Here is a 24,692-nt window from a genome sequence, read left to right on the forward strand (position 1 = left end):
CTGCTGTCAATAAGGGCTACCTGAAATTTCAGCTTCGCTTTCAGGTAGCCTTCTTCCTGCTCAAACAACCACCCAACCTTACCTGCCTCCACTTTTTCAGGTAACCTCAAATTCCAATCCCCCCATAAGGAAAAAGGCCTGCGTGAAATCAACGGCATGCCCGGCTATGAAAAAATCAGCCGCTGGGACAATAATCACTACCAGCTCGCTTGGGAGTGCGAAAGCGACCGCCTCCTCGTGATGATGCCCTTCGGCACCGAAACCTTCGAAGGCACCAAACGAAGCCAGCAGGAAGTCCTCGCCATTTGGGACACCATCCTGCCCACCCTCAAACCGGTGGAATAATCCGGCAGCCCAAACAAAAGGCTACCTGAAACGGTTTTTCTATTTCAGGTAGCCTTGATTTATCTGGTGTGCCACGGCTATTGCCACCTTCCTTGGCGCAGGCAAATTCATCCAACGGCAGCTGTCTTTTTCAGGCCGGCCAAACCCTATCTTCCCGCATCCAAGTTAAACGGAATCGGATCGGGGATTTTGTTCAAATTGTAAACATCGAAGTCGATAATCCGCTCTTCCCCGTTCCATCGCAATTTGCGCGACGGGGAAGAATGTTCGGCCAAAACCTTATCCAAGGCGGCGCGGCGCTGGCCGGCGGGCAGGCGGTATAAGGCCAGGGCTGCGTTAAAAGCACGCTGCTGCATGGCGGTGTCTTGCAGGCGGGGAACATAGGCATCAAACAAAGGCATGGTCTGCTCAATATTCCGGCAGCCTACGCTGTTGCTCAGGCATGCCCATTTCCGGGCAAACGTTTTGGCAGGCGGCGGCCACTGCGCTTTTTGGTCTGCCCGCAAAACGGCGGCGGCGGGTTTGCAGAAAGCGGCATAATGCGGCGCAGCCATGGCCAAACTGTGCGTCGCATCGAAACGCGGCAAGGCCAACAGCGCGAAATCGGCGGCGGCATCGCTTTGTTCTTCGCCCAAAGCCATCAATTCCCGCCATTCCTGCACCTGCATCATCTGCCATCCTTTGCCTTCCAGTTTTCGGGACAGGTCGGCAGCCAGGTGGAATTCGTCCTGCATAGCCAAACAGAGGCTTTGCTCCCGCTCGGACAACACCTCGAACATGCCGCCGCATTCGGCGGGCAGGCGGTTGGCCCATTCAGGCTTTTCATACAGTATTTGCGCCGCCAGGCCGGTGTTGCGGCAGACACGCCGCCAAGCTTCGTTTTCCCTGCCTTGCGCCCAATCCAGCGCGGCTACGGTATGGCTGCGAATGGCGATACTCAAATACGGCAGCCTTATACTGCCCAAATCTTCTTTATCGTTCGGCCAGTCGTGCGGGGCGAAGGTGTCGTAATCGGCCAGATTATCTACATTGGCAAACAGTTCGGCATGTTTTGCCGCCTCGGTTCAGTATTTCGGCAGGTTCGCGCGGATTTCGGCCAGGTATTCCTCCGCCGTGCCGTTGAATTTCAAGATGTCGTCGGATGGCGATAGGTATTTGGCCGCCAACTCCGGATATTTCACCGAAGCATCGTTATCGTATTGAATTACTTTGCCGAAGCGGCACATCAAATCGGCGCGTTCGTCATCGCTGGCGGTGCGGTATTCCAGCAGCCACAGCGCGTCTATGCCGTTTTTCACGGACGGCGGCGGCGCGGGCGGGGCGGCCAGCAAGGCCAGGTCGGCTTCGGCGGCACGGATTTCGCGCTGTTTCAGCCATTCGTATACGGCATACAGGAAGGCAACGGCAGCCAGAATCAGGATGACCACACGCAGCGGACGTTTCAATAGGCGTTTCATTCGGTTTCCTCGGCACACAACGGATGGGATTATATCGGAGGCAGGCGGCTTGAGAGGCTACCTGAAAACGGCTTTTCGTTTCAGGTAGCCTCCCAAAACGGCAAAACAGGCCGGATTGCTCCGGCCTGTTTCCATTCGTATCCCAACTAAGCCGCCACCGGCTGGTTGCGCAGCAGGCGGATGAGTTTGGCGATGCGTGCTTTCATTTCGCGGCGGTCCACAATCTGATCGATGGCGCCTTTCTCCAGCAAAAACTCGGCGCGCTGGAAGCCTTCGGGCAGTTTTTCGTGCACAGTCTGCTCGATCACGCGCGGGCCGGCAAAGCCCACCAGCGCGTTCGGCTCGGCCAGCACCACGTCGCCCAAAAAGGCGAAGCTGGCGGAAACGCCACCCATGGTCGGGTCGGTGAGCACGGAAATAAAGGGCAGCTGCTTGTCGCTCAACAGGTGCAGCACGGCGCTGGTTTTGGTCATCTGCATCAGCGAGCTCAGGCCTTCCTGCATCCGCGCCCCACCGGAAGCGGCCACGCAGATAAAGGCGCAGCCGTTTTCCACCGCCGCGCGCACGCCGCGCACGAAGCGTTCGCCCACCACCGAGCCCATCGAGCCGCCGATAAAGCGGAATTCAAACGCCGCCGCCGCCACGGGCAGCCCGTCTATTTCGCCCTTCATCACCACCAAGGCATCGTTCTCGCCGGTGGCTTTGCGCGCCGCGCTGAGGCGGTCGGGATATTTTTTGCTGTCTTTGAATTTCAGGATATCGGTGGGCTTCACCTCAGCGCCGATTTCTTCGCGGCCTGCTTCGTCTAACAGCAGATCCAGCCGCTCGCGGGCGCTGAGCGGGTTGTGGTGGTTGCACTTGGGGCAAACTTGATGATTCTGTTCCAAATCGGAGGCATACAGCACTTCGGAACAAGCCGGGCATTTGCGCCACAGGCCTTCCGGCACGCCGGATTTACCGCTGTCTTCGCGTTTGATTTTCGGGGGGAGGATTTTGTCGAGCCAACTCATGATTTACTCCATTTGCTCCTAATTAGGCTTGCTTTGCCGCTCGGGGCAACAGCCGGGCGGGATAGTAGCCAATAGCGGCGGTTTAGGCAAGTTTTGTAAAGACCGCAAGGATTTTGCTCGGCTGCGGGCGGCGGTTTTACAGGCAAATCGGGCGGTAGGCCAAACAGGCATCCACCACTTCTTCCGCCGTGGGCGCGTAATCCGCCGGGCCGCCGCTGCGGGCGTTCCAACCTTCGGGATAGAAAAAAAAGGCTGCTGCCTTCGGGATGGGGGACATTGCGGTCGAACTCTGCCATCAAGCCGTCCAACACATCATCGTCTTCTTCCGCCAAGATGCGTTGCCCTAAGCCGATTAATTCGTTCCGCGTCATTTTCAGGTAACCTCAAAGGCAGACAGCAGGCGCAGCCAGCGCTCTTGCCGCACATAATGGCAACCTTCGCTCTCACGGTATACCGACAGGTTTTCCAAGTCGATATGAAGCCCTGGCAGCCGTTTCAGGCAGCGGGCGAGGGCGGGGTCGAGGATGGTCTGGCGCCGGGCTAGCCGTTGGGCGAAGCGGTATTTTTCGTATTGCGCCACTTCGGCGGCAGGGATGGGGCGGTTGCCCCACGAATCGCCCGGCCACGGGCTTTCGGCGGCATCCAGCGGCAGGCAGATGCCTGAACCGGCAACACATTGGAACAGGATAGCCGTATCGGGGCGCTACAACACGGGGTTGTAGAGCGAAAGCAGCAATTTTGCCCCGCCCGCGCCTGCGGGCGGCCAGCATGCCCAATATTTGCCCCATGCCGTGCCGTTCAGGTAGATATCGGCGCTGCTGATGCCTGCGGGCTGGCAATCGTTGCCGAAATCGGGGCAGATTTCCCAACGCAGGCTGTCCAAAGCAATATCTGTATCCGCAACCATGGCTTCGTTGTCTGGCTTGGTTTTCAGGTAGCCTCAAACGGCTTCTTTCAGGCTTTTCACCAGCTTGCCTGCGGCTTCGGCTTCGCGGCCGGGGTTGGCTTCGATTTCTTTCACAATGCGGCTGCCGATCACCACGCCGTCGGCCACGGCGGCGATTTGCCGCGCGCTCTCGGCATCGGAAATGCCGAAGCCTACGCAAATCGGCAGCGGCACATGGCGGCGCAGCACGGCCACTTTTTCCGCCACTTCGGCGGTGTTCAGGCTGGCCGAGCCAGTAACGCCTTTGAGCGATACGTAATACACGAAGCTGGAAGCCAGCTTGGCAATTTCGACCATCCGCTCCTCGCCAGTAGTGGGGGCGATCAGGAAAATGGTATCGAGCCCGGCGGCTTTGAGCGCGTTATGCAGCGGGGCCACGGTTTCAATCGGGCTATCCACTGTGAGCACGCCGTCTACGCCAGCTTCTTTGGCGGCACGTGCGAATGGCGCATAGCCCATTTTGTGAATCGGGTTCAGGTAGCCCATCAGCACCATGGACGTGCTTTGGTTGCTTTGACAGAAACAGCACACGGTTTCCAATACATCTTTCAGAGCGACTCCGTTTGGCATGGCAGCGCCGTTACGCTGGATGGTGGGGCCGTCCAACATCGGGGCAGGAAACGGCACGCCAGCTCGATAATATCCGCGCCATTGGCGGCCAGGCTGCGCATCAGCTCCAGTGTGGTTTCAAAGTTTGGGTCGCTGGCGGTGATGTAGGCAACCAAGGCTTTATGTGTATCGTTTTTTTGAAAGACTTGTTTGATTCTACCAATGATTTCATCCATATCTAAGGCTGCCTGAAAACCAAATAAAGGTTTCAGGTAGCTGGTTTAATTCTTCAACGACTGCACTGGCGCGGGGATGCGGCCGCCGCGCGCGATGAAGTCCGCACACGAGCCCGCCTTGACCGGCATGATCGGCGCATAGCCGAGCAGGCCGCCGAATTCGACGCGTTCGCCCACGCCTTTGCCCGGTACGGGGATGATGCGCACGGCGGTGGTTTTGCTGTTGATCATGCCGATGGCGGCTTCGTCGGCGATGATACCCGCAATGGTCGCCGCCGGGGTGTCGCCCGGCACGGCGACCATGTCGAGGCCAACGGAGCACACTGCCGTCATCGCTTCGAGTTTGTCCAGGGTGAGGACGCCGCTGGCAGCGGCAGCAATCATGCCTTCGTCTTCGGAGACGGGGATGAAGGCGCCGCTCAGGCCGCCGACGGCGGATGAGGCCATCATCCCGCCTTTTTTCACTGCGTCGTTTAACAGGGCAAGGGCGGCGGTGGTGCCGTGTGTGCCACAGACGCTGAGGCCCATCGCTTCGAGAATGCGGGCGACGCTGTCACCGACGTCAGGGGTGGGCGCGAGCGAGAGGTCAAGAATGCCGAAGGGGATGCCGAGGAGCCGCGCCGCTTCCTGACCGATGAGTTCGCCGACGCGGGTAATTTTGAAGGCGGTTTTTTTGACGATTTCGGCGATTTCGGTGAGGTTCTTGCCGTCGCAGTGTTGCAGCGCCGCTTGCACCACGCCCGGCCCGGAGACGCCGACGTTGATGACGGCGTCCGCTTCGCCTGCGCCGTGGAAGGCGCCCGCCATGAAGGGGTTGTCTTCGACGGCGTTGCAGAAGACGACGATTTTGGCGCAGCCAAAGCCTTCCGGGGTGATGGCGGCGGTGTGCTTGATGGTGTCCGCTGCGAGCTTGACCGCGTCCATGTTGATACCGGCGCGGGTGCTGCCGATGTTGATGGAGGCGCAGACGATGTCGGTCATGCGCATCGCTTCCGGGATGCTGGCGATCAGGACGCGGTCGGCAGGCGAGAGGCCTTTGTGTACCAGGGCGGAGAAGCCGCCGATGAAGGATACGCCGATGGCTTTAGCCGCCTTGTCCAGCGTCTCTGCCACGCTCACATAGCTGTCCGCCCCGGTCGCGGCGGCAATTTGCGCGATCGGCGTGACGGCAATACGCTGGTTGACGATGGGCACGCCGTATTTGGCGGAGAGTGCTGTGGCAGTCGTGACCAGGTCTTTGCCGACGCGGGTGATTTTGTTGTAGATGTTGCGGTTAAGCTGTTCCAGGTCAGGACTGATGCAGTCGTGCAGGTCGATGCCGATGGTGATGGTGCGCACATCAAAGTTTTGCTCGGACACCATGCGGATGGTTTCTAAGATTTCGGTAAAGTGAAGGGACATTTTCAGGTAGCCTTCATATTGTTGGGTTAAATTTTGAATTTAACATACATATTTCTATGGGTTCCCTCAACACTTTTACGCATCTGGTATGCGAATATCTCTGGGTATTTCCTCACTTCAGGCTACCTGAAACATATTCCCTGCCTAAAATACTGTAATCGCGGCGAAGAGCTTTCAGGTAGCCTGCAAATTAAATCCGGTGCATAGCGTTGAACAACGCTTCGTTTTGCATGCGAATATCCAAGCCCAGCTTCTCACCGGCTTGGGCAAACACGCTCAGCATTTCTTCGCGGCTTTGCGGGCAGCGGCTGGTGTCCATCAGGATAATCATGGTGAAATATTCGCCCATGAGCTGCTGGCTGATATTGAGAATGTTGATTTGGTGTTCGGCCAAGAGTTTGGATACGTCGTAAACGATGCCGATACGGTCTTTGCCGATAATGGTGAGTATGGAATGGGGGGTGGGCTGGAGCATAGTCATTCAATTTCCGTGTGAAAATTTGAGGCCTTTGCGAAGTGCCGCTCTGCGGTGTATTCGCAAAGGCCTCTAGGATATAAGCATAAAACAGTGGCCGTGCTCAATCATCCTGTTTGCCGTTTTCTTCGGCATCAGCCACCATCTGTTCGGCAGCTTCTTGGGTGAGGGTGGCGAAACCGGCAGGCAAATCCAATGCTTCCAACGTGGTTTTGCCGATGGGTTTGTCGGCCATCTCGGCAAATGCCTGCCACAGGGCTTCTTGCTGCTCGGCAAAATCGGGATGCAACACCACCATATGCGTTACGGCGGCAAAACTGCTTTCCTGCAACACGCGCAGCTGCTCAAGCGTACGCTTGCTCATGTGGGCATAGGTACTGGCTAGGAAGAAGCCGGCCTGTGCTTGGCCTCTAATCAGGGCAGAGGCTGCCTGGGGAAAGGTAGCGGCTTCTTCAATTTTAAGCTGTTCCACATCCAACCCGGCCTGTTTCAACAAACGCAGGCCAAGGCAGCGGATATCGGGATTGGGGCCGGTTTTGATCAACGCATCAGCCGGCAGGTCTTCCATTTTTTGATATTCCGATTCGGCGGAGACGGCCACCACGGCTTCATCAAACTTATCTTTCAGGCACACCAATGGCAAATAGCCTTTTTCTTTGATCAGTGCCACGGCATCAAAGGCGTTGGCATAGAGCATATCCATTTTGCCGCCCTCAGCCAATTCCTGTATTTCTTCAGCATTAGCAGGCAGATGCAAATGGATGGAGAGTTCGGTTTCGCGCTGTAAATGGCTGCTGAGCAGATACCAATGGCTGAAGTGGTCTGGCAGGTAGTCCGGCGCCATCACAAAATTGATTCCAACTTGTTGTATCATAATACGTTTTCCTTATTTTTTGTTGGGCAATCCCTGTATTCGCAACAAAGAGGAAGTGTGCTTGTGTTTCGAAATTAAATTGAGGCTACCTGAAAACTTAGAAATTCAAACATCAACCGCATTCCAAGCGCCCTACTCCTGCCTGTCCCAAAACGGCAGGGGCGAAAAGAGTCATTATTGTTCTAATGTAATTATCTTACCACCTTTACCTGCGATAAAAAACCACCTATATAGGTGATTTTTTGTCTGGGATGGATTCGGGGGAAGCAGCATCAGGCAAGGGTTTGCTGCCAATATTGATTCTCCTCCACCACATCAAGTGTGTATACCCAACACCATACGGCAAAGGCTACCTGAAAATGCAAAAAGAGCCGGCTGTTTTAGCCGACTCTTTGAAATTTGGTGGAGGTAAGCGGGATCGAACCGCTGACCTCTTGCATGCCATGCAAGCGCTCTACCAACTGAGCTATACCCCCAATTTGGTGGCGAATCAGGGACTCGAACCCCGGACACAAGGATTATGATTCCTCTGCTCTAACCAGCTGAGCTAATTCGCCGCTCATTCAGAAAACGAGTATTATACGGCTTTCTTAAATTCTGTCAAACCCCAAAAAACACACTTTTTTGCTATAGTTTGATTTATATGGATAACTATTTTTCATACTGCTTTTCAAAACTCAAACAAGCCGGTATTTCACTCGCCAGCCCATTTGATGTATCAACCCGCAAACTGTTTCTTCATGCGCTCACGCCGCTCCTGCGCTTCCACCGACAAAGTGGCAGTAGGACGGGCGAGCAAGCGCTTGAGGCCGATGGGCTCGCCGGTATCGACGCAATAGCCATATTCACCTTCATCAATCTGACGCAGCGAAGCCTGAATTTTGTTCAACAATTTACGCTCACGGTCGCGGGTGCGCAACTCCAGCGCATATTCTTCTTCCTGCGTGGCACGATCAGCCGGGTCGGGGGCAGCTTCATGGTTTTGCAGATGGCCAGTAGTGTCGGCCGCCTTTTGAATCAGCTCGTCTTGCAGCTTAACCAACAACTCACGGAAAAAAGCCAGCTGATCAGCATTCATATACTCCTCTTCCGGGCCTTTCCAGTTGATGATGTCTTGCTCGGTTAGTTTTGCCATGAGTTATCCTTTTTGTGAAATTCTACCAACCGCCCTTCCCGCAAGCGGCTGCTTCTTTTGTAAAAGGACGAAATATAAAACAGCCGACCGCTTATGGCAAGAGCAAAAAATTCAAATGCATGATAATCGCCGGCAAACCCCAGCCAATCCAGCCCCACAATAAAAGCGCCAACAGGCTACCTGAAAAATCCCAGCGACCGATACGCAAAAAGGCAAATGGGCGGCACAGCGGCTCATACACGCGGCTGAGCACCACCACCAGCGGCGAATACGCCTGCGATAAAAACAGCACCATGCGCCACAACAAACCGCCCAGCAACACATAAGCTGCCGAACGCGTAAGGACAAGCGCAGCGAGCAACACATCTGCCGCTACTATCGGCCAGCCAAACATCCCCGCCGGCAGATTGAGTAGTGACAACAACAAATACAACGCTACATACAGCAGCCAAGCCGCCAAAATACAGGCGCTGTCCAAACCGCCCAAGGGCGGCAACAGGCGGCGCAGCGGCTTCACCAGCCAGTCGCTGCTGCGGCAGCAAAACTGCGCCAGCGGGTGCATATAATTCAAACGACCGTATTGCAGCAGGCAGCGCGCCAATAGGAGCATGGCCAGCGCATCGGCGAGCAGGGCGACAAATTGATTAAACATACCGCCCTATTCCGCCAACTGCTCGGCCAATTCCTGCGAACGCGCCACACAGGCGGCCACGCCCGCGCCAATCGCTTCAGCCACACCGTGCGCCTCAAAGCTTTGCAGCGCAGCATAAGTGGTGCCACCTTTGGAAGTAACTTTTTGCCGCAAATCGGAAAACTCTTCTCCGCCCTGCCCAGCCAGCCGCACCGCACCTTGGAAGGTGGCCAAACTGAGCTGCCGTGCTTCTTCCACATTGAAACCCTGCTGCCTTGCGGCGTTTTGCAGCGCTTCAAGCAGGTAGAACACATAGGCCGGACCGCTGCCGCTAATACCGGTGATGCGGTGCAGACCGTCTTCACTATCCAGCCACAGAGTTTGCCCGCTGGCGCGCATGATGCGGTCGGCCAATTCCCGGTCGGCAGCGGATGCGCCGCTGTCGGCAAACAAGCCGGCCACGCCCTGCCCCACTTGCGCCGGTGTGTTCGGCATAATGCGTACGATGCGGCGCGTGCCGCCCAACCAGCGGCTCAAAGCCGCGCACGGCAGCCCAGCGGCAATCGACAACACCAGCGCGCCGCCTGTTTGTATATTTTGCAGCGCCGCCTGCATATCTTGCGGCTTCACCGCCAGCACCAACACGTCGCCCTCCTTCAGCGGCGGCAGCTCTGCAGCAGTGGCGATGCCGTATTGCTGCGCAAGCGTGGCCAGCTTGTCGGCACTGTAGTCGATGGCACAGATATCGAAACCGCCAGCGCGGCTCATGCCGGCAATAATGGCAGAGGCCATATTGCCTGCGCCGAGAAAATAGATGGTCATGATGTTTCCTTATGTGGTGGTTTGAAAGTTTCAGGTACCCTTCCCTAACCGGCAAAAGGCTACCTGAATCCTTTATTCGCCATAATCCCGCTGACCGAAAATGACGCTGCCGATGCGCACATGGGTGGCGCCACAGGCGACGGCGGTCTCCAAATCGTCCGACATGCCCATGGAGAGCACGTCCACGTCCAGCCCCTGCGCCTGCAGAAATTGCAGCAATTCGTTCATGCGGCCAAACTGCTGGCGCAACTCTTCTTCGCTGCTGCCCAGCCGCGCCACGCACATCAGGCCGCGCAGTTTCAGCCTGGGCAAAGAGGCTACCTGAAAAGCCAGTTCGCGCAGCGTTTCCTCTTGCGGCGGCACGCCGTGTTTTACGTCTTCGCCGCCAATGTTCACTTCAATCAGCACTTGCAGCGGCGGCATAGTTTCCGGCCGCTGATCGCTCAGGCGGCGGGCGATTTTTTCGCGGTCGACGGTGTGCACCCAATGGGCGTGTTCGGCGGCGATGCGGCTTTTGTTGGATTGGATATGGCCGATGATGTGCCAGCAGATGTCGGGAATATCGGCCAGCTCGCTGCTTTTCTCTTCAAATTCCTGCAGATAGTTTTCGCCGAAATCGCGCTGCGCACTTTTCTGGCACAACAGGCGCACGTCGGCGGCGGGAAAGGTTTTGCTCACCGCAATCAGTTCAGGCTCGGGGCGGCCTGCCGCTTCGGCGGCAGCCCAAATACGGGCGCGCACGGCGTGCAGGTTCATGGTCAGCACTCTCATCATCATTTTTCCTTTTCATCAAATAATTCGCCGGGAATTTTGCACATGGGGATAGGCTGGATTTTGTGCAGCGTGGCGCGGTGCAGGCGTTGGTAAATCTCGAACACTTCGCGCTCGCGGCCGGCAAATTCTTCGGCGCGGCGGCCGGCTTCGCTTTGCGCCATCGCCCATTCCAGCTCGGGATAGCTCGCGCCCATCTGCTGTTCGTCGGTACGCTCTTCGTCCCACAGCCCATCGGTGGGTGCGGCCTGGCGGATGGCGGGCAGCACCGCCAAGGCTTCGGCCAAGGTATATACCTGGGTTTTGAGCAAATCGCCGATGGGACTTAAATCCACGCCGCCGTCGCCGTATTTGGTGAAAAAGCCCACGCCGAAATCTTCCACCTTATTGCCCGTGCCCGCCACCAGCAGGCCGTTGATTTGGCTGTAGTAATACAGCGCGGCCATACGCAGGCGGGAGCGGGTGTTGGCCATGGCCAGGTTTTTATTGACGGCGGCGGTATCAGCCACACTGCGCTCGAACTGCTCGAAAGTGGGCGTTAAATCCAGCGTTTGGCTGCGCACGTTGATAAAACGGCGCTGCAAGTCGGCGATGTGTTCGTTGGCCCGCTGCAACTGATCGGCCTGTTGGCGGATGGGCAGCACCACGCACAACACGTCCAGCCCGCTGTGCGCACACAGGGCAGACACCACGGCGGAATCCACCCCGCCGGAAATGCCAACCACAAAACCTTTCGCGCCCGCGCGCACGGCATAATCGGCCAGCCAGCGGCTGATGTGTCGGATAACGACTTGGGTTTGCATCATGTTTTCCTATTTTGATGAGCCGCCAACGCATAATTCATCGGCGGCCTGTTGAATATAAACGCTCAATGAAGCCAAGCCGGCTTCATCTGCAATCTTTGCATTCTCTTCCAAATAATAATACCGCCCCAGCGAATCGCTCACATCCACCCTGCTTTGCAAAGTTGCCCGGTTTAGTTCCATTTCGAGCACCACTTCATCGTTATCGCTATTTTTCAGGTAGCCTTCCCGCAGCAGCAGGCTGAGCAGAATCCTAATCACACTCGGGCGAACAAAAATATCCGCATCACTTTTCAGCACCCGAACATCGGCCGAAAGCTCGTCGCGCCATTTGATGATATGTGCCAACAATTCTATCTCGCTCATTTGCCATCCTTCGCTCAGTTGCACGGCAGCGGGTAATATATCGCCAATCCGCCCAAAAGCCAAATACCAAGCCCAGCCCGGCAATCTGCTAAAATTCCGCAGAGGCTACCTGAAAATCGAAGCCTCAGTGTAACAACAATGAACACCGCAGCTTTCTGCACCGCTCAAACCGAAAGCAAGCAATGGAAACCCTCCGCACCGCCCGCCTTATCCTCCGCCCATGGACACTCGCCGACGCTGCCGCGCTCTACGCGCAAGCCCAAAACCCTAAGATAGGCGCAATGTGCGGCTGGCTTCCGCACAAAAGCGTGGCAGAAAGCCGGGAAATTATCGAACATATCCTGCTTAAGCCCCATTCCTTCGTCATCTGTCTGGCCGACAATCAACTCATCGGCAGCATCGGCCTCCTCTTCCCAAACGACAGCAATTTGCCACTGGCCGCAGGCGAAGCCGAAATAGGCTATTGGCTGGGCGAAAGCTTCTGGGACAAAGGCTATGCCACCGAAGCCCTGCAAGCCATGACTGCCTATTCTTTTGAAGAACTAAGGCTAACCCGCCTCTTAGCCGGCGCTTATCAAGAAAACACCCCTTCACAAAAAGTGCTGGAAAAATGCGGCTTCCGCCACTGGCAAACTATAGAGCACTTTTTTTCCAAGCTCACCGGCGAAACCCACACCGCCCTGCTATACGCATTAGCCGCCCCCCATTTTCAGGTAGCCTCTATCACACAGCAAAGGAACCCCATGTCTCGACAACCCCCGCAACAAATCCGCCTGCAAGCTGGCCGCCAAGGCCTCGTATTGGTTTACCCTGATGCCGAATACACCCTGCCCGCCGAATACCTGCGCGTGTATTCCCCCAGTGCCGAAGTGCGCGGCCACGGGCAGGCCAAACTGCAAACCGGCAAAGCCGGCATCAGCATCACCGACCTGCAGCCCGCCGGCAACTACGCCCTCAAAATCACCTTCTCCGACGGCCACGACAGCGGCCTCTACAGCTGGGGCTACCTGTATGAATTGGCAAGCGGATACGCTACAATGTGGCCCGATTACCTGCGCCGCCTTGAAGAAGCCGGCGCTTCCCGAGAACCTGCCGAACAAACCCTTGCTATCCCGAAAGGAAAAAAATGTCCGCATTAAGCCGCACCCTCCCCGCCCTCATCGCCGCCTCTGTTTTGCTGCTGGCCGGCTGCGATAAAGTTGCCGACAAAGTTGCCGACAACGCCGCCGGGCAAATCGACGACCAAAAAGCCCGCAGCGAATTCGTTACCAACTGCGCCAAATCTGCCGTCGAATCCTCCAAAGGCTCAATCAACAACGCAGTAGCCACCAAACTGTGCGGTTGCACCTACGACCAAGCCGCCTCCACCTACAGCAACTCCGAAGAGTGGAAGAAAGACCTCATCCGCTACGGCCTGAACCAAAACAATAAAGAGCTGGAAGCCAAAATCCAAGCCACCATGACCACCTGTATCGACCGTTTCTCCAAAGGTCAGCTGTAACCCTTCTGCAGGCTACCTGAAAGCACTTTATGTCCACCAAACCCGCCCTGTTCGTCCTCAGCTTCTTGCTCCTGGCCGGCTGCGACTTTATTGCCAATAAAGCCGCCAGCAACGTAACCGAGCAAGAAGCCAAAGACGGCTTTATCGAAGGCTGTGTCAAAGGCGCACTCGATCCGCAAGCCTTCAAACGCCAATTGAGCCAAGCAGAAGCCTCCAAGCTCTGCCATTGCGCCTACGACACCGCTTCCGCCCAATACACCGACCGCGAAAAGTGGAAACGCGACCTGATTCGTGCCGGCCTGTCCCCCAACGATCAAAACCAGGAAATCTTCCAAAAACTGGTGGCCGGCCTGCAAAGCTGCGCCACCAGCCAAAACCTGATGTAACCCGCCTAAAGGCTACCTGAAAGCACCATAATGACCGACAAGCAAACCCATTTCGGCTACCGCACCGTAAACGAAAGCGAAAAAGCCGCCAAAGTGGCCGAAGTATTCCATTCTGTCGCCAAAAAATACGACATCATGAACGACGTGATGTCCGGCGGCCTGCACCGCGTGTGGAAACACTTCACCCTCACCACCGCCCGCGTGCCCAAAGGCGGCAAAGTGCTCGACATTGCCGGCGGCACGGGCGACCTCTCACGCGGCTGGGCCAAACGTGTGGGCAAAGACGGCGAAGTCTGGCTCACCGATATCAACTCCTCCATGCTCGGCGTGGGCCGCGACCGCCTGCTCAACGAAGGCCTGCTCCTGCCCGTGGCCGTATGCGATGCCGAAAAACTCCCCTTCCCGGATAACTATTTCGACCTCGTTTCCGTATCCTTCGGCCTGCGCAACATGACGCACAAAGACGCCGCCCTCAAAGAAATGCACCGCGTGCTCAAGCCAGGCGGCACACTCTTGGTGCTGGAGTTTTCCAAAGTGGCCAAGCCTCTTGCTCCGGCCTACGACCTCTATTCCTTCAAGCTCCTGCCGCTGATGGGCAAACTCATCGCCAAAGATGCCGACAGCTATCAATACCTGGCCGAATCCATCCGCATGCATCCCGACCAGGAAACCCTCAAACAAATGATGCTCGACGCCGGCTTCGACAGCGTGGACTACCACAACATGAGTGCCGGCATAGTGGCTCTGCATAAGGGTGTGAAATTCTGATTGCCGCTCGCAGGTTGTAAAATAAAAGGCTGCCTGAAAACGAAAAATATTTCAGGTAGCCTCTTGATACAAAATTCACTCAACAAACAATAAAAAATCCTGCATGGCTCATTCATACCATGCAGGATTAACTATTCATTATCTTTGGTGCCCAGAAGAAGACTCGAACTTCCACACCCGTGAGGATACCAGCACCTGAAGCTGGCGCGTCTACCAATTCCGCCACCTGGGCTTTGCTTTAATCGAACTTTGCGGTAAAGAGCATTGCTCTTTATGCAAGAAGAGCGCATTATAGCGCCAATTTCCCACTTGTCAACATAATATATGAAGAAGAAAACCTCGCTCCGCCTGCAAGACCCTTATCTGCAACGGGAAACGCAACGCTACGAACACCCCCTGCCCAGCCGTGAATGGATTACCGAAATGCTGGAAGACCGGGGCGTGCCGCTGAAAACCGAATCTTTAGCCATCCTGCTCGATATTGCCGAGCACGAAATGCCCTTTTTCGAACGCCGCCTGACTGCGATGGTGCGCGACGGGCAAATCCTCATCAACCGGCGCGGCATGGTGTGTGCCGCCGAAAAACTCGCGCTGGTGAAATGCCGGGTTGAAGCGCATAAAGACGGCTTCGGCTTTGCCGTGCCGCTCACGCCCGATGGCCAGGGCGACTTTGTGCTGCCCGCCCGCCAAATGCGCGGCCTGATGCACGGCGACACGGTAACCGTGCGCCCGGCCGGCACCGATCGGCGCGGCCGCCGCGAAGGCCAGGTGCTCGATGTGATTGAACGCGCGCAGAAAACCGTAGTTGGCCGGCTCATGATAGAGCGCGGCATCGCCATGCTCTCGCCCGAAGACAGCCGCCTGCCCGATAGCATCCTGCTCGAACCCGATTCGGTGGGAAAAGCCAAGCCCGGCCAAGTGGTGGTGGCCCAAATCGATGCCTACCCCGACGCGCACCGCCCCGCCGTGGCCAGCGTGGTGGAAGTGTTGGGCAACTATGCCGACAGCGGCATGGAGATCGAAATTGCCGTGCGCCAGCACCACCTGCCGCACCAATTCTCCGCCGCCTGCGAAAAAGCCGCCGCGAAAATCCCTTCCGCCGTGCGCAAAACCGACCTGAAAGGCCGTGAAGACCTGCGCGACCTACCACTGGTAACGATAGACGGCGAAAGCTCGCGCGATTTCGACGATGCCGTATATGCCGAAAAACAAGGCCGCAATTTCCGCCTGGTGGTGGCCATTGCCGACGTGAGCCACTATGTAAAGCCCAAAGACGCAATTGATGCCGACGCGCTGGATCGCGCCACCAGCGTGTATTTCCCGCGCCGCGTGATTCCCATGCTGCCCGAAAGCCTCTCTAACGGCATCTGTTCGCTCAATCCCGATGTGGATCGGTTGTGCATGGTGTGCGACATGGTGTTCACCTACGCCGGCAATCTTAAATCCTACCGCTTCTACCCCGCCGTAATGCGCTCCCATGCCCGCCTCACCTACACCCAAGTGTGGGACTGGATTCAAAACGGCAGCGACAACCCGCTCAAACCGCACATCGATACCCTCTACAAGCTCTATCAAATCCTGCTCAAAAAACGCCACCAGCGCGGTGCGATGGAATTTGAAACCACCGAAACCGAGATGATTTTCGACAAGCAGGGCAAAATCAAACGCATCGTGCCCGTGGTGCGCAACGAAGCCCATCGCCTGATTGAAGAATGCATGCTCGCCGCCAACGTGTGTGCCGCCGAATTTCTGCTGAAACACCAGCATCCCGCCCTATTCCGCAACCACGCCGGCCCCACCCCGGAAAAGCTTGCCACCCTGCGCGAGCAGCTCGGCCTGCTCGGCCTCAGCCTCGGCGGCGGCGAACAGCCCTCCCCGCTGGATTACGCGGTGCTCTTCGCCCAAACCGCCGAGCGCCCCGACCGTGAGCTGATTCAAGTGATGCTCCTGCGCTCCATGCAGCAGGCCGTGTACGAGCCCGACAACAGCGGCCACTTCGGCCTCGCCTACCCCGCCTACACCCACTTCACCTCCCCCATCCGCCGCTACCCCGACCTCCTCGTGCACCGCGCCATCAAAGCCGCACTTTCAGGTAGCCGCTACAATCCCGCCGAAAACTGGAGCGCGCTGGGCATCCACAGCTCCCAATGCGAGCGCCGTGCCGACGAAGCCAGCCGCGACGTGGAAAACTGGCTCAAAACCTACTACATGCAAGATAAAGTGGGCGAAGTATTCAGCGGCACAGTCAGCGGCATGGCCGGCTTCGGCCTGTTCGTCACCCTCGACGACATCCACATTGAAGGCCTCGTCCACATCAGCGAATTGGGTGAAGACTACTTCAACTACCGCGCCGAAACCATGAGCATCGAAGGCGAACGCAGCGGCCTCCGTTTCAGCATGGGCGACAAAGTTGTGGTTCAGGTAGCCCGTGCCGACTTGGATACCCGCAAAATCGACCTTATGCTCATCAGCGGCGGCAGCCTGCCCGGCAAAGGCAAAAAACCTGCCGCCAAAAACAAGGCCAAAGCCCCCGCTGCTCCGGCTAAGAAAACCCGCAGCCGCAAAAACAGCCAGCCGGCTCAGGCCGCCCAGCCCAAAGCCAAACGCAAGCCCCGCACCCGCAAAAAAAGTGGCTGAGCTTTGAAAGAGGCTACCTGAAAACAAACAGGCTACCTGAAAGCGGACTTCCACTTTCAGGTAGCCTTTTCGGCCTGATATAGCAAGCCAAATTAACTTTTAATACAAGGCGGTGTGAGCCGCAGGCAGTACAGAAGCACGGCACGGAGAACCAACGCTGTAGCGAAAGTTAAGTTGGTTTGCTCTAGATGGAACATTACTTCAGCACAGCTAAGGCTACCTGAACAAGATAAAACCCGTTTGTACAAACAGACGGGTTTCATTTTTCAGGTAGCCTCAAATATTTAGTGGCCATATCGGAATGTGGACGGCTTATCCGCTTTCTTGTATCGCTGCAAACCAGGCTCAAGCCAACATCGTTTTGCGGACAAGCTATCCATACCTTCAATCACACCAGCACATTGGCCAGCAAGCTCTGCCCGAGGTAGCTGCCCTGCTCCGCGCCGGGCAGGGTAAAGAAGTAGCCGCCGCCAAAGGGGCTGATGTATTCCTCCAAAGGCTCGAAGTCGAGCAGTTTCTGCACAAAGATGAAGCCATCATCGAGGTTGGCCTGGTAGCAGATGAAGATGAGGCCGACATCGAGCTGACCGGATTTGGCTAGGCCGCGCGAATAGTCGAAGGGGCGGCGGTAGAGCAGATGGCGTTTCATGAATTCGGGATCGCGGGTATTGGCAAGCCGCATATGGCTGTCGGTGGGGAGGGTTTTGCCTTCGGGGTCGGAGGCATAGTTGGGAATATCGCTTTCGTTTTTCATACCCAGCGGGGCGCCGCTGTATTTTTCGCGGCCGAAAATGGTTTGCTGCTCTTGCAACGGGGTTCTATCCCAAAATTCTACGAAATGGCGGATGAGGCGCACGGCTTGGTAGCTGCCGTTTTTGGCCCAAGCCGGCTCGTCGTGGCTGTTTTCGGCCACGCCGCTCCACAATACGGCATCGGCGGTTTCTAGCTTGGACACATCGGGATTGCCGGAGCCGTCGCGGAAACCTAACAGGTTGCGAGCAGCCAGCGCGCCTGGCTCGGCTTTGGGCAGGAAGCCGTCGATGCTCCAGCGGATAACGGCAAATTGGGCAGTGTTTTTGATGAGGTCGCGCAAGGCATTTTGGCAGGTTTCGGGGCTGAAGGCGCAGATTTGGATGCTGATGTCGCCGTCGCACCATTCGCGCTGTAGTTTGTCGTTGGGGAAATCTTTCATTTCCTGCAGGTGTTTTGGCTTGTGCGGGGCAAGGCCGAAACGTTCGTCAAACAGGCTGTTGCCCACGCTGAGCGTGATGGTGAGGCCGTCGGGTTTGATAACTTTGCCGAGAATACCGCTGCCTTGCGGGGGAAGTTTGGGATCGCCATCTTGCAATTCGCCGCCTTTAGTGAGGAAATCGGCGCGGGCGGTAATGGCGCGGAAGAGGTGTTCGAGCTCTTTGGGGGTTTTGGCCAGTACGTCGAAGGCGGCCATGATGGCGAATTGTTGGTGGGGCGTGGTGATGCCAGCTTGGTGTGTGCCGTAGAAGGGGAAGCTTTGGTCGGAATGGTGCTCGGTGCTACCACCACTGTTTTGCGCCGCGCCGCCTTCGGTACTTTGACCATTGCTGTTCAGGCCGCAAGCGGCTAGCCCGGCGGCAGCGGCGCCAACGGCGAATCCTTTGAAGAGATTGCGCTTGGACGGGGATTGGGGGTGTTCGTTGTGGCTCATGTTTTTCTCCTGCCGGGATTGGGAATGGGTTGCTTGGCGGTATGTGCTGTTTCCAGGAGTGATTAAATTTTCAGGTAGCCTCTATGCTGAATACAGGCCTACCTGAAATCTTTCATCCAACTAAATCAAACACGATGGCCCGCATTTAGTTCAAACCGAGAATACCGCGCAATTTGGCCAAATCTTCGGCCAAGGCGTTAATCGGTGCCTGCAGGTTTTTACGGTCGGTTTCGCCGAGTTTGTCGTAGGGCTGGAAGCCTTTTTCGGTGCGGTATTTGGCGAGGATGTCGGTTACCTGTTTGAAGTTGGCATCGGTTTTATCCAACAGGGCTTGGTCTTTCTCGGCAATCATCGGGCGGAACAGCTCGATGATTTTCTGTGCGCCCTCTATGTTGGCTTGGAAATCGCTCAGGTCGGTGCGGCTGTAGCGGTCTTCCTCACCGCTGATTTTGCTGTTGGCCACTTCTTCAATCAACACGGCGGCACCGCCCACCACTTTGCTCGGCGGGAAGGTGAGGATGTCGATTTCCTGTTTCAGTTTCTGCACGTCGGTCAGGAGTTTGTCGGCCACGGGCTCCATGCCTTTGGTGGTGTTCAGCGTCCACAGGGTGTGTTCGATGCGGTGGAAGCCGCCGAAGCCCGGGTCTTGTTCTTTGTCTTTGAAGTCGTCGGCGCGTGCGTCGATGGCGGGGTCGAGCTCGTTAAACAATTCGGCAATCGGCTCGATGCGCTCGTAGTGGGTGCGTACGTCGGCAAACATGGCTTTGGCATCTTCGGTGCGGCCGGCTTTCACGGCTTCTACGAAAGCAGTGGTTTTGGTAACCAACTGGGCGGCTTCGTTTTGCACGTAAACTTTATAGTCGGCCAAAGGCTGAGCGAGTTTTTCCATGTTGGCTTCACCGGCCGCCTCTTTGAAGCCGCTATCGGTTACCACCAGCTTGCCGCGCGGGTTGTTCAAAAGGCCACAGGTCATTTCGTATTCGCCCGGCAGCAGGGTAACGGTCATTTTGTCGCTCAGGCTGGGTGCGATGTTTTCGCGCTCATCCACCACCATCACGCCCTTGAGAATTTCCCACTCCAGCTTGCGGGCGCTGTTGTTTTTGATGTTGAACACCACCTGGCCGCTTGGCACGGTGAGCTCCATCGGGTCGCAGGCGTGGTCGTTTACCGCAATGTTGAAGCTGCCGTCGGCATTGGCAGTGGCGGCTGCGCCGGAAGCAGCAGAGGCGCCGGAAGCGGGCGCAGCAGGCTGTTCGGCGGCGGGCGGCTGACAGGCAGCCAAGCCGATGGCGGCCAACACGGCCAAGGCGGTAAGATTCAGTTGCTTCATAATTTAACCTTTCAAATACAAAAACTAGCTAGTTTGGGAAGATACGGCAGCCGGCTTGCTGCCGCGCAAAAACAAAAACAACACGGGAATCAGATAAGCGAAATAGAGAATAAAATCAGACAGCACCGGATGGTCGGTATAGCCGAAGAAACCGCCGAGCAGCACGCCCAGCGGGCTGTCTTCATGCAAAACATGCGACCAATCCAGCGGCGTGTGCAAAGACCAATCAAACGGATTCACCTGCCACACATTCCACACACCCGCCTCATGCAGCGCACGGAACGCTCCGGAAGTAAGGCCGGCGGCCACAAAAATCAGGAAAACTCCCGTCCAGCGGAAAAAACGCGCCAGGTTGATGCGCACCCCGCCCTGATAAATCAGCCAGCCCACCACGGCCGAAGCGGCCAGCCCCAAGACTGCGCCCAGCGGCATAGCCGCCGTTTGGCTTTGGTTGAACACCGCCAGCAGGAAAAACACGCTCTCCATGCCTTCGCGCGCCACCGCCAAAAAAGCCATACCCACCAGCGCCCAGCCATGCCCGTTTCCGCGGTTGAGCGCATCGCTCACCGACTGCTGCAAATGCTGCTTTATCGACTTGGCCGCCTTCTGCATCCACAGCACCATATAAGTGAGCATCGCCACGGCCACCAAGCCGATCACGCCCACCACAAATTCCTGCTGTCTCTGCGGAATCTCGCCTGTCTTCTTATAAATAAACCAACCGACAGACAGGCACATCGCCGCCGCCAGCACCACGCCCAGCCACACTTTTGGCATCATATGCCGATAGCCGCCCTGCTTTAAAAAGCCGGCCACAATGCCCACAATCAGAGCCGCCTCGATGCCTTCGCGCAGCATAATCAAAAAAGCAATCAGCATCGCCGGCCGCTCCTTACAAAATTCATATCCAGTTGATTATATCCTTGCAGAAAAGCAAAATGCAAACAATTTCTAATTAGATTAAATGAATGTTTACTTATAAATTAATCATATGATTACCAATAAAAAATCGGCTTCCAAAAATCTATTGGAAACCGAATATAACCAAACTGATAAAAACCGCCCTACCACCAATACGGATAATACGGCCGATACATCATCCACTCCAACTCACGCCGCCGCTCGCGCCGTTCCAACATTTCCAGCTGCTGCCGATACACCAAATTCTCCCAAGCCATCCGATAACAAGCCTGAAAAGACGGCTCCGCAACCCGACGCCGATATTCACGCTGCAACTTAGGTTTCTCAGCATCCGCCACCCCCAAGTAATCCTCCTGCTGCAAAGCCAACAGCTCAGCCGTGCGCCGATCGCACTGCGCCGCCAGTGCCACCGCCGTCTGCCTCATCTCCCGCTCCCTTGCCGCCTCATAGGCCGCACGCTGCTGCGGCGTCATCGCACAACCCGCCAGCAGCAGGCCGGCAACGACTACCTGAAAAAGTTTAGCCAACATCACATCCTCCTTAAACCAATGTTTAAACAATAAATTAATCATACACTATTCCATGGCCGCCACAAACTGCCCCGCCAAATTTTCAGGTAGCCTGCCCCACCAATCCGTTATAATCCCACCCCCTCACCATTTCACAAACACCCAAACACCATGTTTGCCAAAGCCCGCCAACACCTACGCACCCCGCGCGACCTCCTGCGCTTTTGCACCAGCCGCTTCAACCAAGCCCACCTCAGCTTCGGCCACGGCAGCGACAACGCCCACGACGAAGCCGCCTACCTCATCCTCCACACCCTGCACCTCCCGCTCGACACCCTCGAGCCATATCTCGACGCCGTCCTCCTGCCCCAAGAAATCGACGCCGTGCTCAACCTAGCCGAACGCCGCGTAAACGAACGCCTCCCCATGGCCTATCTCACCCGCCAAGCCTGGCAGGGCAACTTCGAATTTTATGTGGACGAGCGCGTGCTCATCCCCCGCTCCTTCATCTACGAACAACTCGGCGAGCCCATCGCCCCATGGACAGGCGACAGCAACCATATCCACCACGTGCTCGACCTCTGCACCGGCAGCGGCTGCCTCGCCATCCAAGCCGCCTGCCATTACCCCGAAGCCCAAGTCGACGCCGCCGACCTCAGCCCCGAAGCCCTCGCCGTGGCCGCCATCAACGTGGCAAACTACGGTCTTGAAGAGCGCGTCCGCCTGATTCAAAGCGATCTCTTCGCCAACCTTTCCGGCACTTACGACCTCATTATCTCCAACCCCCCTTATGTAAACGCCGAAAGCGTCGCCGCCCTGCCCGCCGAATACCTGCACGAGCCGGAAATGGCACTCGGCAGTGGCGAAGACGGCCTCGACGCCACCCGCCAAATCCTCCAACACGCCCCCCGCTTCCTCAATCCGCACGGCGTATTGCTGGTGGAAATCGGCCACAACCGCGAAGCCCTCGAAGCCGCCTTCCCCCAGCTCCCCTTCTTCTGGCCCGAACAAAGCGACGGCGGCAGCAGCGTTTTCCTACTCACCCGCGAGCAATTATTGGGCGAAGAGTAGGCAAAGCTGCCTGATCCTATCCGTTGCGAAAGGCTACCTGAAAGCTCCAATCCATTTTCAGGTAGCCTTTCCCCTCCCGACACGCATCGTTAAGCTGCAAAACGCAAGGCCTCGCCCAAACCGGTGCGGCGGTGGTTTTTACGTTGCACGGCAGCGGTGAGGGCGCTCATTTGGCCGGCGTAGCCGAAGCGGCGGCGGGCGCGGGTGATGGCGGTGTAGAGCAGGGTGCGGTCGAACAGGGCGGAGTCGGCCTCGTCGCCCAAGAGCCACACTTCCTGGTATTCCGAGCCTTGGCTTTTGTGCACGGTCATGGCGAAGGCGGTATCGTGGGCGGGCAGGCGGCTGAGCGATATGGCGCGGAAGCCGCCGGCATCGGGGAAAAACGCAGCCAGCCCGTCACCGTGCGGCAGCACGATGCCGATGTCGCCGTTAAACACGTTCACGGCATAATCGTTTTCCGCCACCATCAGCACCTGCCCGGCAAACCAGCCCTGTTCCGCCGCCCTGCCCTGCGCGGCCAGGAGCTTGCGGTATTCGCGGTTAAACTCCGCCGCTTGGCTGCGTCGTGCGGCCAGCACCACCAACTGCTGCTGGGCGGAAAAGCAGGCCGCCGCGCCGCCGCTGCTTACCGCCTGCCAGTAGGCCTCGTGTTGTTTGGCAAAGTGCCGCGCCAAGGCGGCGGGGGTTTCAGGTAGCCTGAATAGGTCGTCGGTGAAGCGGGCAAACGCGGCTTCGGCGGCGGCAGCCTCCCCGTTCACCACGGCCTGCGCCAATGCGCCCACGCCGCGCTGCGGATCGAAACGGTGGCTGTATTCCAACCGCACCACGTTGCCGGCCAAGGGCGGCGGGTTATCCCGCACTTCAAACGGCACGCCTTCGGGCAGCCACTCGGCCAACTGGGCAGCTTCTTTAGCCGTGAGCACGGTGGGCTGCGCCAGCACGGGCAGCACAGTACCGATGCCCACTGGCGGCAGTTGATTTTCATCGCCCAACAAAATCAGGCGGCCATGCTCGGGAATGGCGCACAATAATTGGTGCAGCAGCGGCAAATCCAGCATGGAAGCCTCGTCGGCCACCACAATATCAAAGGGCAGCGGCTGCTCACGGTTAAATTTCGAATAGCCGACTGCTGGGTTCAGCTTCAGCAACCGGTGGACAGTTTGTCCTTCCAACACTGTCAAATGCTGCAGCACCTGTTCGCTACCCACCTTAAAGCTACTTAACGCACGATGCAGCGAACGGGTCATGTGGGCGGCAGCCTTGCCGGTGGGAGCGGTGAGCGCGATGCGCGGCATCTCGGCCGCATCGGCACACAGCAGCGCCAACAGTTTGGCCACCGTTGTGGTTTTGCCCGTGCCCGGCCCGCCGGTTACCAGCATCAGCGGCTGCAACACCGCCAGCGCGGCAGCCAAACGCTGCTCGTTATGCCCGGCATCGGGAAACCATTCGCGCAAACGCTGCCGCAGCCCGGCATTTTCAGGTAGCCTTACCCGATTGTGGGCAATCCGCTGCAATTCGGCGGCCACGCTGCGCTCCAGCGCAAACAGCCTGCCGCTAAACAGCCGCCGCCCGCGCAACACCAAAGGCGTGAACGCGCCGCCATCGCCCACCATCGGTGCGGCCTGCCGCAACGCATCCGCCTCTTGCAGCGCAAGCGTGATGTAGCTGTGGCCGCCCTCTTGCGCGGCAAACAGTTCGTCCAACAATGGCAGCGCCGGCTCGGCGGCCTGAGGCGCCAAACGCTGCAACACTTCGGCAGCAGCTTGGGCGGCGGGGTAACGGTATTCGGTCATGGCGGATTCTTTCAGGTAGCCTACGGGTGGCACAGGCGGCCAATGAGTGGTAAAACCAAGCATGAATTATAAGCGTTGGACACATGCGTTCCAACCTTGAAATTGCTTGTATCGGGGTACGGATGTCCCCATGCACCAAAGAACAGATACTACACTTCAGACTACCTGAAAATCGTTTTTGCCCTGCGGGAATACGGACTGGTACGCCCACGCCCCATTAGCTTGCTATTCTCATTCAAGATAATTTGGCTAAAGCCACGTTTCAGGTAAC

At 57.1% G+C, this 24,692-nt stretch carries 27 protein-coding genes, 3 tRNA genes and 2 pseudogenes; 8 read left to right on the plus strand and 24 right to left on the minus strand.

The genetic code is table 11. The features are described 5' to 3' along the window. The first annotated feature begins 156 nt into the window (after positions 1-156). Positions 157-345: a hypothetical protein gene (locus A7P97_RS06460; protein WP_067530855.1), complete on the plus strand. Its 189-nt coding sequence runs from the start codon at positions 157-159 to the stop codon at positions 343-345. Positions 346-491: 146 nt separating this feature from the next. Here A7P97_RS06460 and A7P97_RS10740 read toward each other — a convergent pair whose 3' ends face one another. From A7P97_RS10740 to A7P97_RS06545, 18 genes and pseudogenes are all read right to left on the minus strand, one after another. Further along, complete coding sequence (locus tag A7P97_RS10740; protein WP_231865667.1) at positions 492-1,286, minus strand: hypothetical protein; 795 nt, start codon at positions 1,284-1,286, stop codon at positions 492-494. 123 nt (positions 1,287-1,409) lie between these two features. After that, positions 1,410-1,802, minus strand: a complete 393-nt coding sequence (locus A7P97_RS10745; RefSeq protein ID WP_231865668.1) for a hypothetical protein — start codon at positions 1,800-1,802, stop codon at positions 1,410-1,412. Positions 1,803-1,948: 146 nt separating this feature from the next. Beyond that, complete coding sequence (accD, locus tag A7P97_RS06470; protein WP_067530856.1) at positions 1,949-2,812, minus strand: acetyl-CoA carboxylase, carboxyltransferase subunit beta; 864 nt, start codon at positions 2,810-2,812, stop codon at positions 1,949-1,951. Positions 2,813-2,948: 136 nt separating this feature from the next. Next, positions 2,949-3,089, minus strand: a complete 141-nt coding sequence (locus A7P97_RS10440; RefSeq protein WP_197474178.1) for a hypothetical protein — start codon at positions 3,087-3,089, stop codon at positions 2,949-2,951. 96 nt (positions 3,090-3,185) lie between these two features. Continuing rightward, a complete protein-coding gene (locus A7P97_RS06480; protein ID WP_067530857.1) occupies positions 3,186-3,392 on the minus strand; it encodes a hypothetical protein in 207 nt (68 codons plus the stop codon). Between the two features lie 123 nt (positions 3,393-3,515). Beyond that, complete coding sequence (locus tag A7P97_RS06485; RefSeq protein ID WP_067530858.1) at positions 3,516-3,719, minus strand: hypothetical protein; 204 nt, start codon at positions 3,717-3,719, stop codon at positions 3,516-3,518. Positions 3,720-3,752: 33 nt separating this feature from the next. Then, positions 3,753-4,531, minus strand: a pseudogene (trpA, locus tag A7P97_RS06490) (tryptophan synthase subunit alpha). Between the two features lie 57 nt (positions 4,532-4,588). Beyond that, positions 4,589-5,944, minus strand: a complete 1,356-nt coding sequence (locus tag A7P97_RS06495; RefSeq protein WP_067530859.1) for a PFL family protein — start codon at positions 5,942-5,944, stop codon at positions 4,589-4,591. 190 nt (positions 5,945-6,134) lie between these two features. Next, positions 6,135-6,425 (minus strand): ACT domain-containing protein, encoded by a 291-nt coding sequence (locus tag A7P97_RS06500; RefSeq protein WP_185737512.1) that lies wholly within the window; start codon positions 6,423-6,425, stop codon positions 6,135-6,137. A gap of 97 nt (positions 6,426-6,522) precedes the next feature. After that, entirely contained in the window at positions 6,523-7,293 is a 771-nt protein-coding gene (locus A7P97_RS06505; protein WP_067530860.1) for a PhnD/SsuA/transferrin family substrate-binding protein, read from the minus strand. Positions 7,294-7,693: 400 nt separating this feature from the next. Beyond that, positions 7,694-7,769 (minus strand) — tRNA-Ala (locus A7P97_RS06510). Positions 7,770-7,773: 4 nt separating this feature from the next. Continuing rightward, positions 7,774-7,850: transfer RNA gene (locus A7P97_RS06515), tRNA-Met, on the minus strand. A gap of 161 nt (positions 7,851-8,011) precedes the next feature. Next, the gene (gene dksA, locus A7P97_RS06520; protein ID WP_067442509.1) at positions 8,012-8,428 is read right to left on the minus strand and encodes an RNA polymerase-binding protein DksA; all 417 of its coding nucleotides are present in this window, start codon (positions 8,426-8,428) and stop codon (positions 8,012-8,014) included. Positions 8,429-8,519: 91 nt separating this feature from the next. Further along, positions 8,520-9,080 carry a YggT family protein gene (locus tag A7P97_RS06525; RefSeq protein WP_067530861.1) on the minus strand — a complete coding sequence of 187 codons (561 nt, stop codon included), beginning with the start codon at positions 9,078-9,080 and terminating at the stop codon, positions 8,520-8,522. A 6-nt stretch (positions 9,081-9,086) separates the two neighbouring features. Then, positions 9,087-9,881: a pyrroline-5-carboxylate reductase gene (gene proC / locus A7P97_RS06530; RefSeq protein ID WP_067530862.1), complete on the minus strand. Its 795-nt coding sequence runs from the start codon at positions 9,879-9,881 to the stop codon at positions 9,087-9,089. A 72-nt stretch (positions 9,882-9,953) separates the two neighbouring features. Next, positions 9,954-10,652: a YggS family pyridoxal phosphate-dependent enzyme gene (locus A7P97_RS06535; protein WP_067531024.1), complete on the minus strand. Its 699-nt coding sequence runs from the start codon at positions 10,650-10,652 to the stop codon at positions 9,954-9,956. A 2-nt stretch (positions 10,653-10,654) separates the two neighbouring features. Next, positions 10,655-11,455, minus strand: coding sequence for an NAD(+) synthase (gene nadE, locus A7P97_RS06540; protein WP_067530863.1), 801 nt, complete (start codon positions 11,453-11,455; stop codon positions 10,655-10,657). 9 nt (positions 11,456-11,464) lie between these two features. Further along, positions 11,465-11,845: a hypothetical protein gene (locus A7P97_RS06545; RefSeq protein WP_156497489.1), complete on the minus strand. Its 381-nt coding sequence runs from the start codon at positions 11,843-11,845 to the stop codon at positions 11,465-11,467. Between the two features lie 158 nt (positions 11,846-12,003). Here A7P97_RS06545 and A7P97_RS06550 point away from each other — a divergent pair. The 5 genes and pseudogenes from A7P97_RS06550 to ubiE all read left to right on the plus strand — a co-directional run. Further along, positions 12,004-12,450: pseudogene (locus A7P97_RS06550) on the plus strand (GNAT family N-acetyltransferase); the annotation flags it as partial. A 114-nt stretch (positions 12,451-12,564) separates the two neighbouring features. Beyond that, positions 12,565-12,960 (plus strand): gamma-butyrobetaine hydroxylase-like domain-containing protein, encoded by a 396-nt coding sequence (locus tag A7P97_RS06555; RefSeq protein ID WP_067531026.1) that lies wholly within the window; start codon positions 12,565-12,567, stop codon positions 12,958-12,960. Next, the gene (locus tag A7P97_RS06560; RefSeq protein ID WP_067530865.1) at positions 12,948-13,322 is read left to right on the plus strand and encodes a hypothetical protein; all 375 of its coding nucleotides are present in this window, start codon (positions 12,948-12,950) and stop codon (positions 13,320-13,322) included. The genes A7P97_RS06555 and A7P97_RS06560 overlap by 13 nt, the downstream gene beginning before the upstream one ends. A 29-nt stretch (positions 13,323-13,351) precedes the next feature. Then, entirely contained in the window at positions 13,352-13,708 is a 357-nt protein-coding gene (locus tag A7P97_RS06565) for a hypothetical protein (RefSeq protein WP_067527888.1), read from the plus strand. 30 nt (positions 13,709-13,738) lie between these two features. Beyond that, on the plus strand, positions 13,739-14,476 hold the full coding sequence (ubiE, locus tag A7P97_RS06570; protein WP_064086886.1) for a bifunctional demethylmenaquinone methyltransferase/2-methoxy-6-polyprenyl-1,4-benzoquinol methylase UbiE: 738 nt from the start codon (positions 13,739-13,741) through the stop codon (positions 14,474-14,476). A 145-nt stretch (positions 14,477-14,621) separates the two neighbouring features. On the opposite strand, the gene A7P97_RS06575 is transcribed toward ubiE, so the two are convergent. Then, positions 14,622-14,708: transfer RNA gene (locus A7P97_RS06575), tRNA-Leu, on the minus strand. Positions 14,709-14,800: 92 nt separating this feature from the next. On the opposite strand from A7P97_RS06575, the gene rnr reads away from it, so the two are divergent. Continuing rightward, complete coding sequence (gene rnr / locus A7P97_RS06580; protein ID WP_067530866.1) at positions 14,801-17,113, plus strand: ribonuclease R; 2,313 nt, start codon at positions 14,801-14,803, stop codon at positions 17,111-17,113. A 388-nt stretch (positions 17,114-17,501) separates the two neighbouring features. Here rnr and efeB read toward each other — a convergent pair whose 3' ends face one another. The 4 genes from efeB to A7P97_RS06600 form a co-directional block, all read right to left on the minus strand. Continuing rightward, positions 17,502-18,797 carry an iron uptake transporter deferrochelatase/peroxidase subunit gene (gene efeB / locus A7P97_RS06585; RefSeq protein WP_067530867.1) on the minus strand — a complete coding sequence of 432 codons (1,296 nt, stop codon included), beginning with the start codon at positions 18,795-18,797 and terminating at the stop codon, positions 17,502-17,504. Positions 18,798-18,942: 145 nt separating this feature from the next. Next, the gene (gene efeO, locus A7P97_RS06590) at positions 18,943-20,127 is read right to left on the minus strand and encodes an iron uptake system protein EfeO (protein WP_067530868.1); all 1,185 of its coding nucleotides are present in this window, start codon (positions 20,125-20,127) and stop codon (positions 18,943-18,945) included. 24 nt (positions 20,128-20,151) lie between these two features. Continuing rightward, positions 20,152-21,006 carry an iron uptake transporter permease EfeU gene (gene efeU / locus A7P97_RS06595; protein WP_067530869.1) on the minus strand — a complete coding sequence of 285 codons (855 nt, stop codon included), beginning with the start codon at positions 21,004-21,006 and terminating at the stop codon, positions 20,152-20,154. A 185-nt stretch (positions 21,007-21,191) separates the two neighbouring features. Beyond that, positions 21,192-21,620 (minus strand): hypothetical protein, encoded by a 429-nt coding sequence (locus A7P97_RS06600; protein WP_082887621.1) that lies wholly within the window; start codon positions 21,618-21,620, stop codon positions 21,192-21,194. A gap of 108 nt (positions 21,621-21,728) precedes the next feature. On the opposite strand from A7P97_RS06600, the gene prmB reads away from it, so the two are divergent. Continuing rightward, the gene (gene prmB, locus A7P97_RS06605) at positions 21,729-22,628 is read left to right on the plus strand and encodes a 50S ribosomal protein L3 N(5)-glutamine methyltransferase (protein ID WP_067530870.1); all 900 of its coding nucleotides are present in this window, start codon (positions 21,729-21,731) and stop codon (positions 22,626-22,628) included. Positions 22,629-22,717: 89 nt separating this feature from the next. Here prmB and recD read toward each other — a convergent pair whose 3' ends face one another. After that, complete coding sequence (gene recD, locus A7P97_RS06610; protein ID WP_156497490.1) at positions 22,718-24,484, minus strand: exodeoxyribonuclease V subunit alpha; 1,767 nt, start codon at positions 24,482-24,484, stop codon at positions 22,718-22,720. Positions 24,485-24,692: the final 208 nt, after the last annotated feature.

Source organism: Eikenella sp. NML070372 (assembly GCF_001648415.1).
GTDB classification, from domain to species: Bacteria; Pseudomonadota; Gammaproteobacteria; order Burkholderiales; family Neisseriaceae; genus Eikenella; species Eikenella exigua.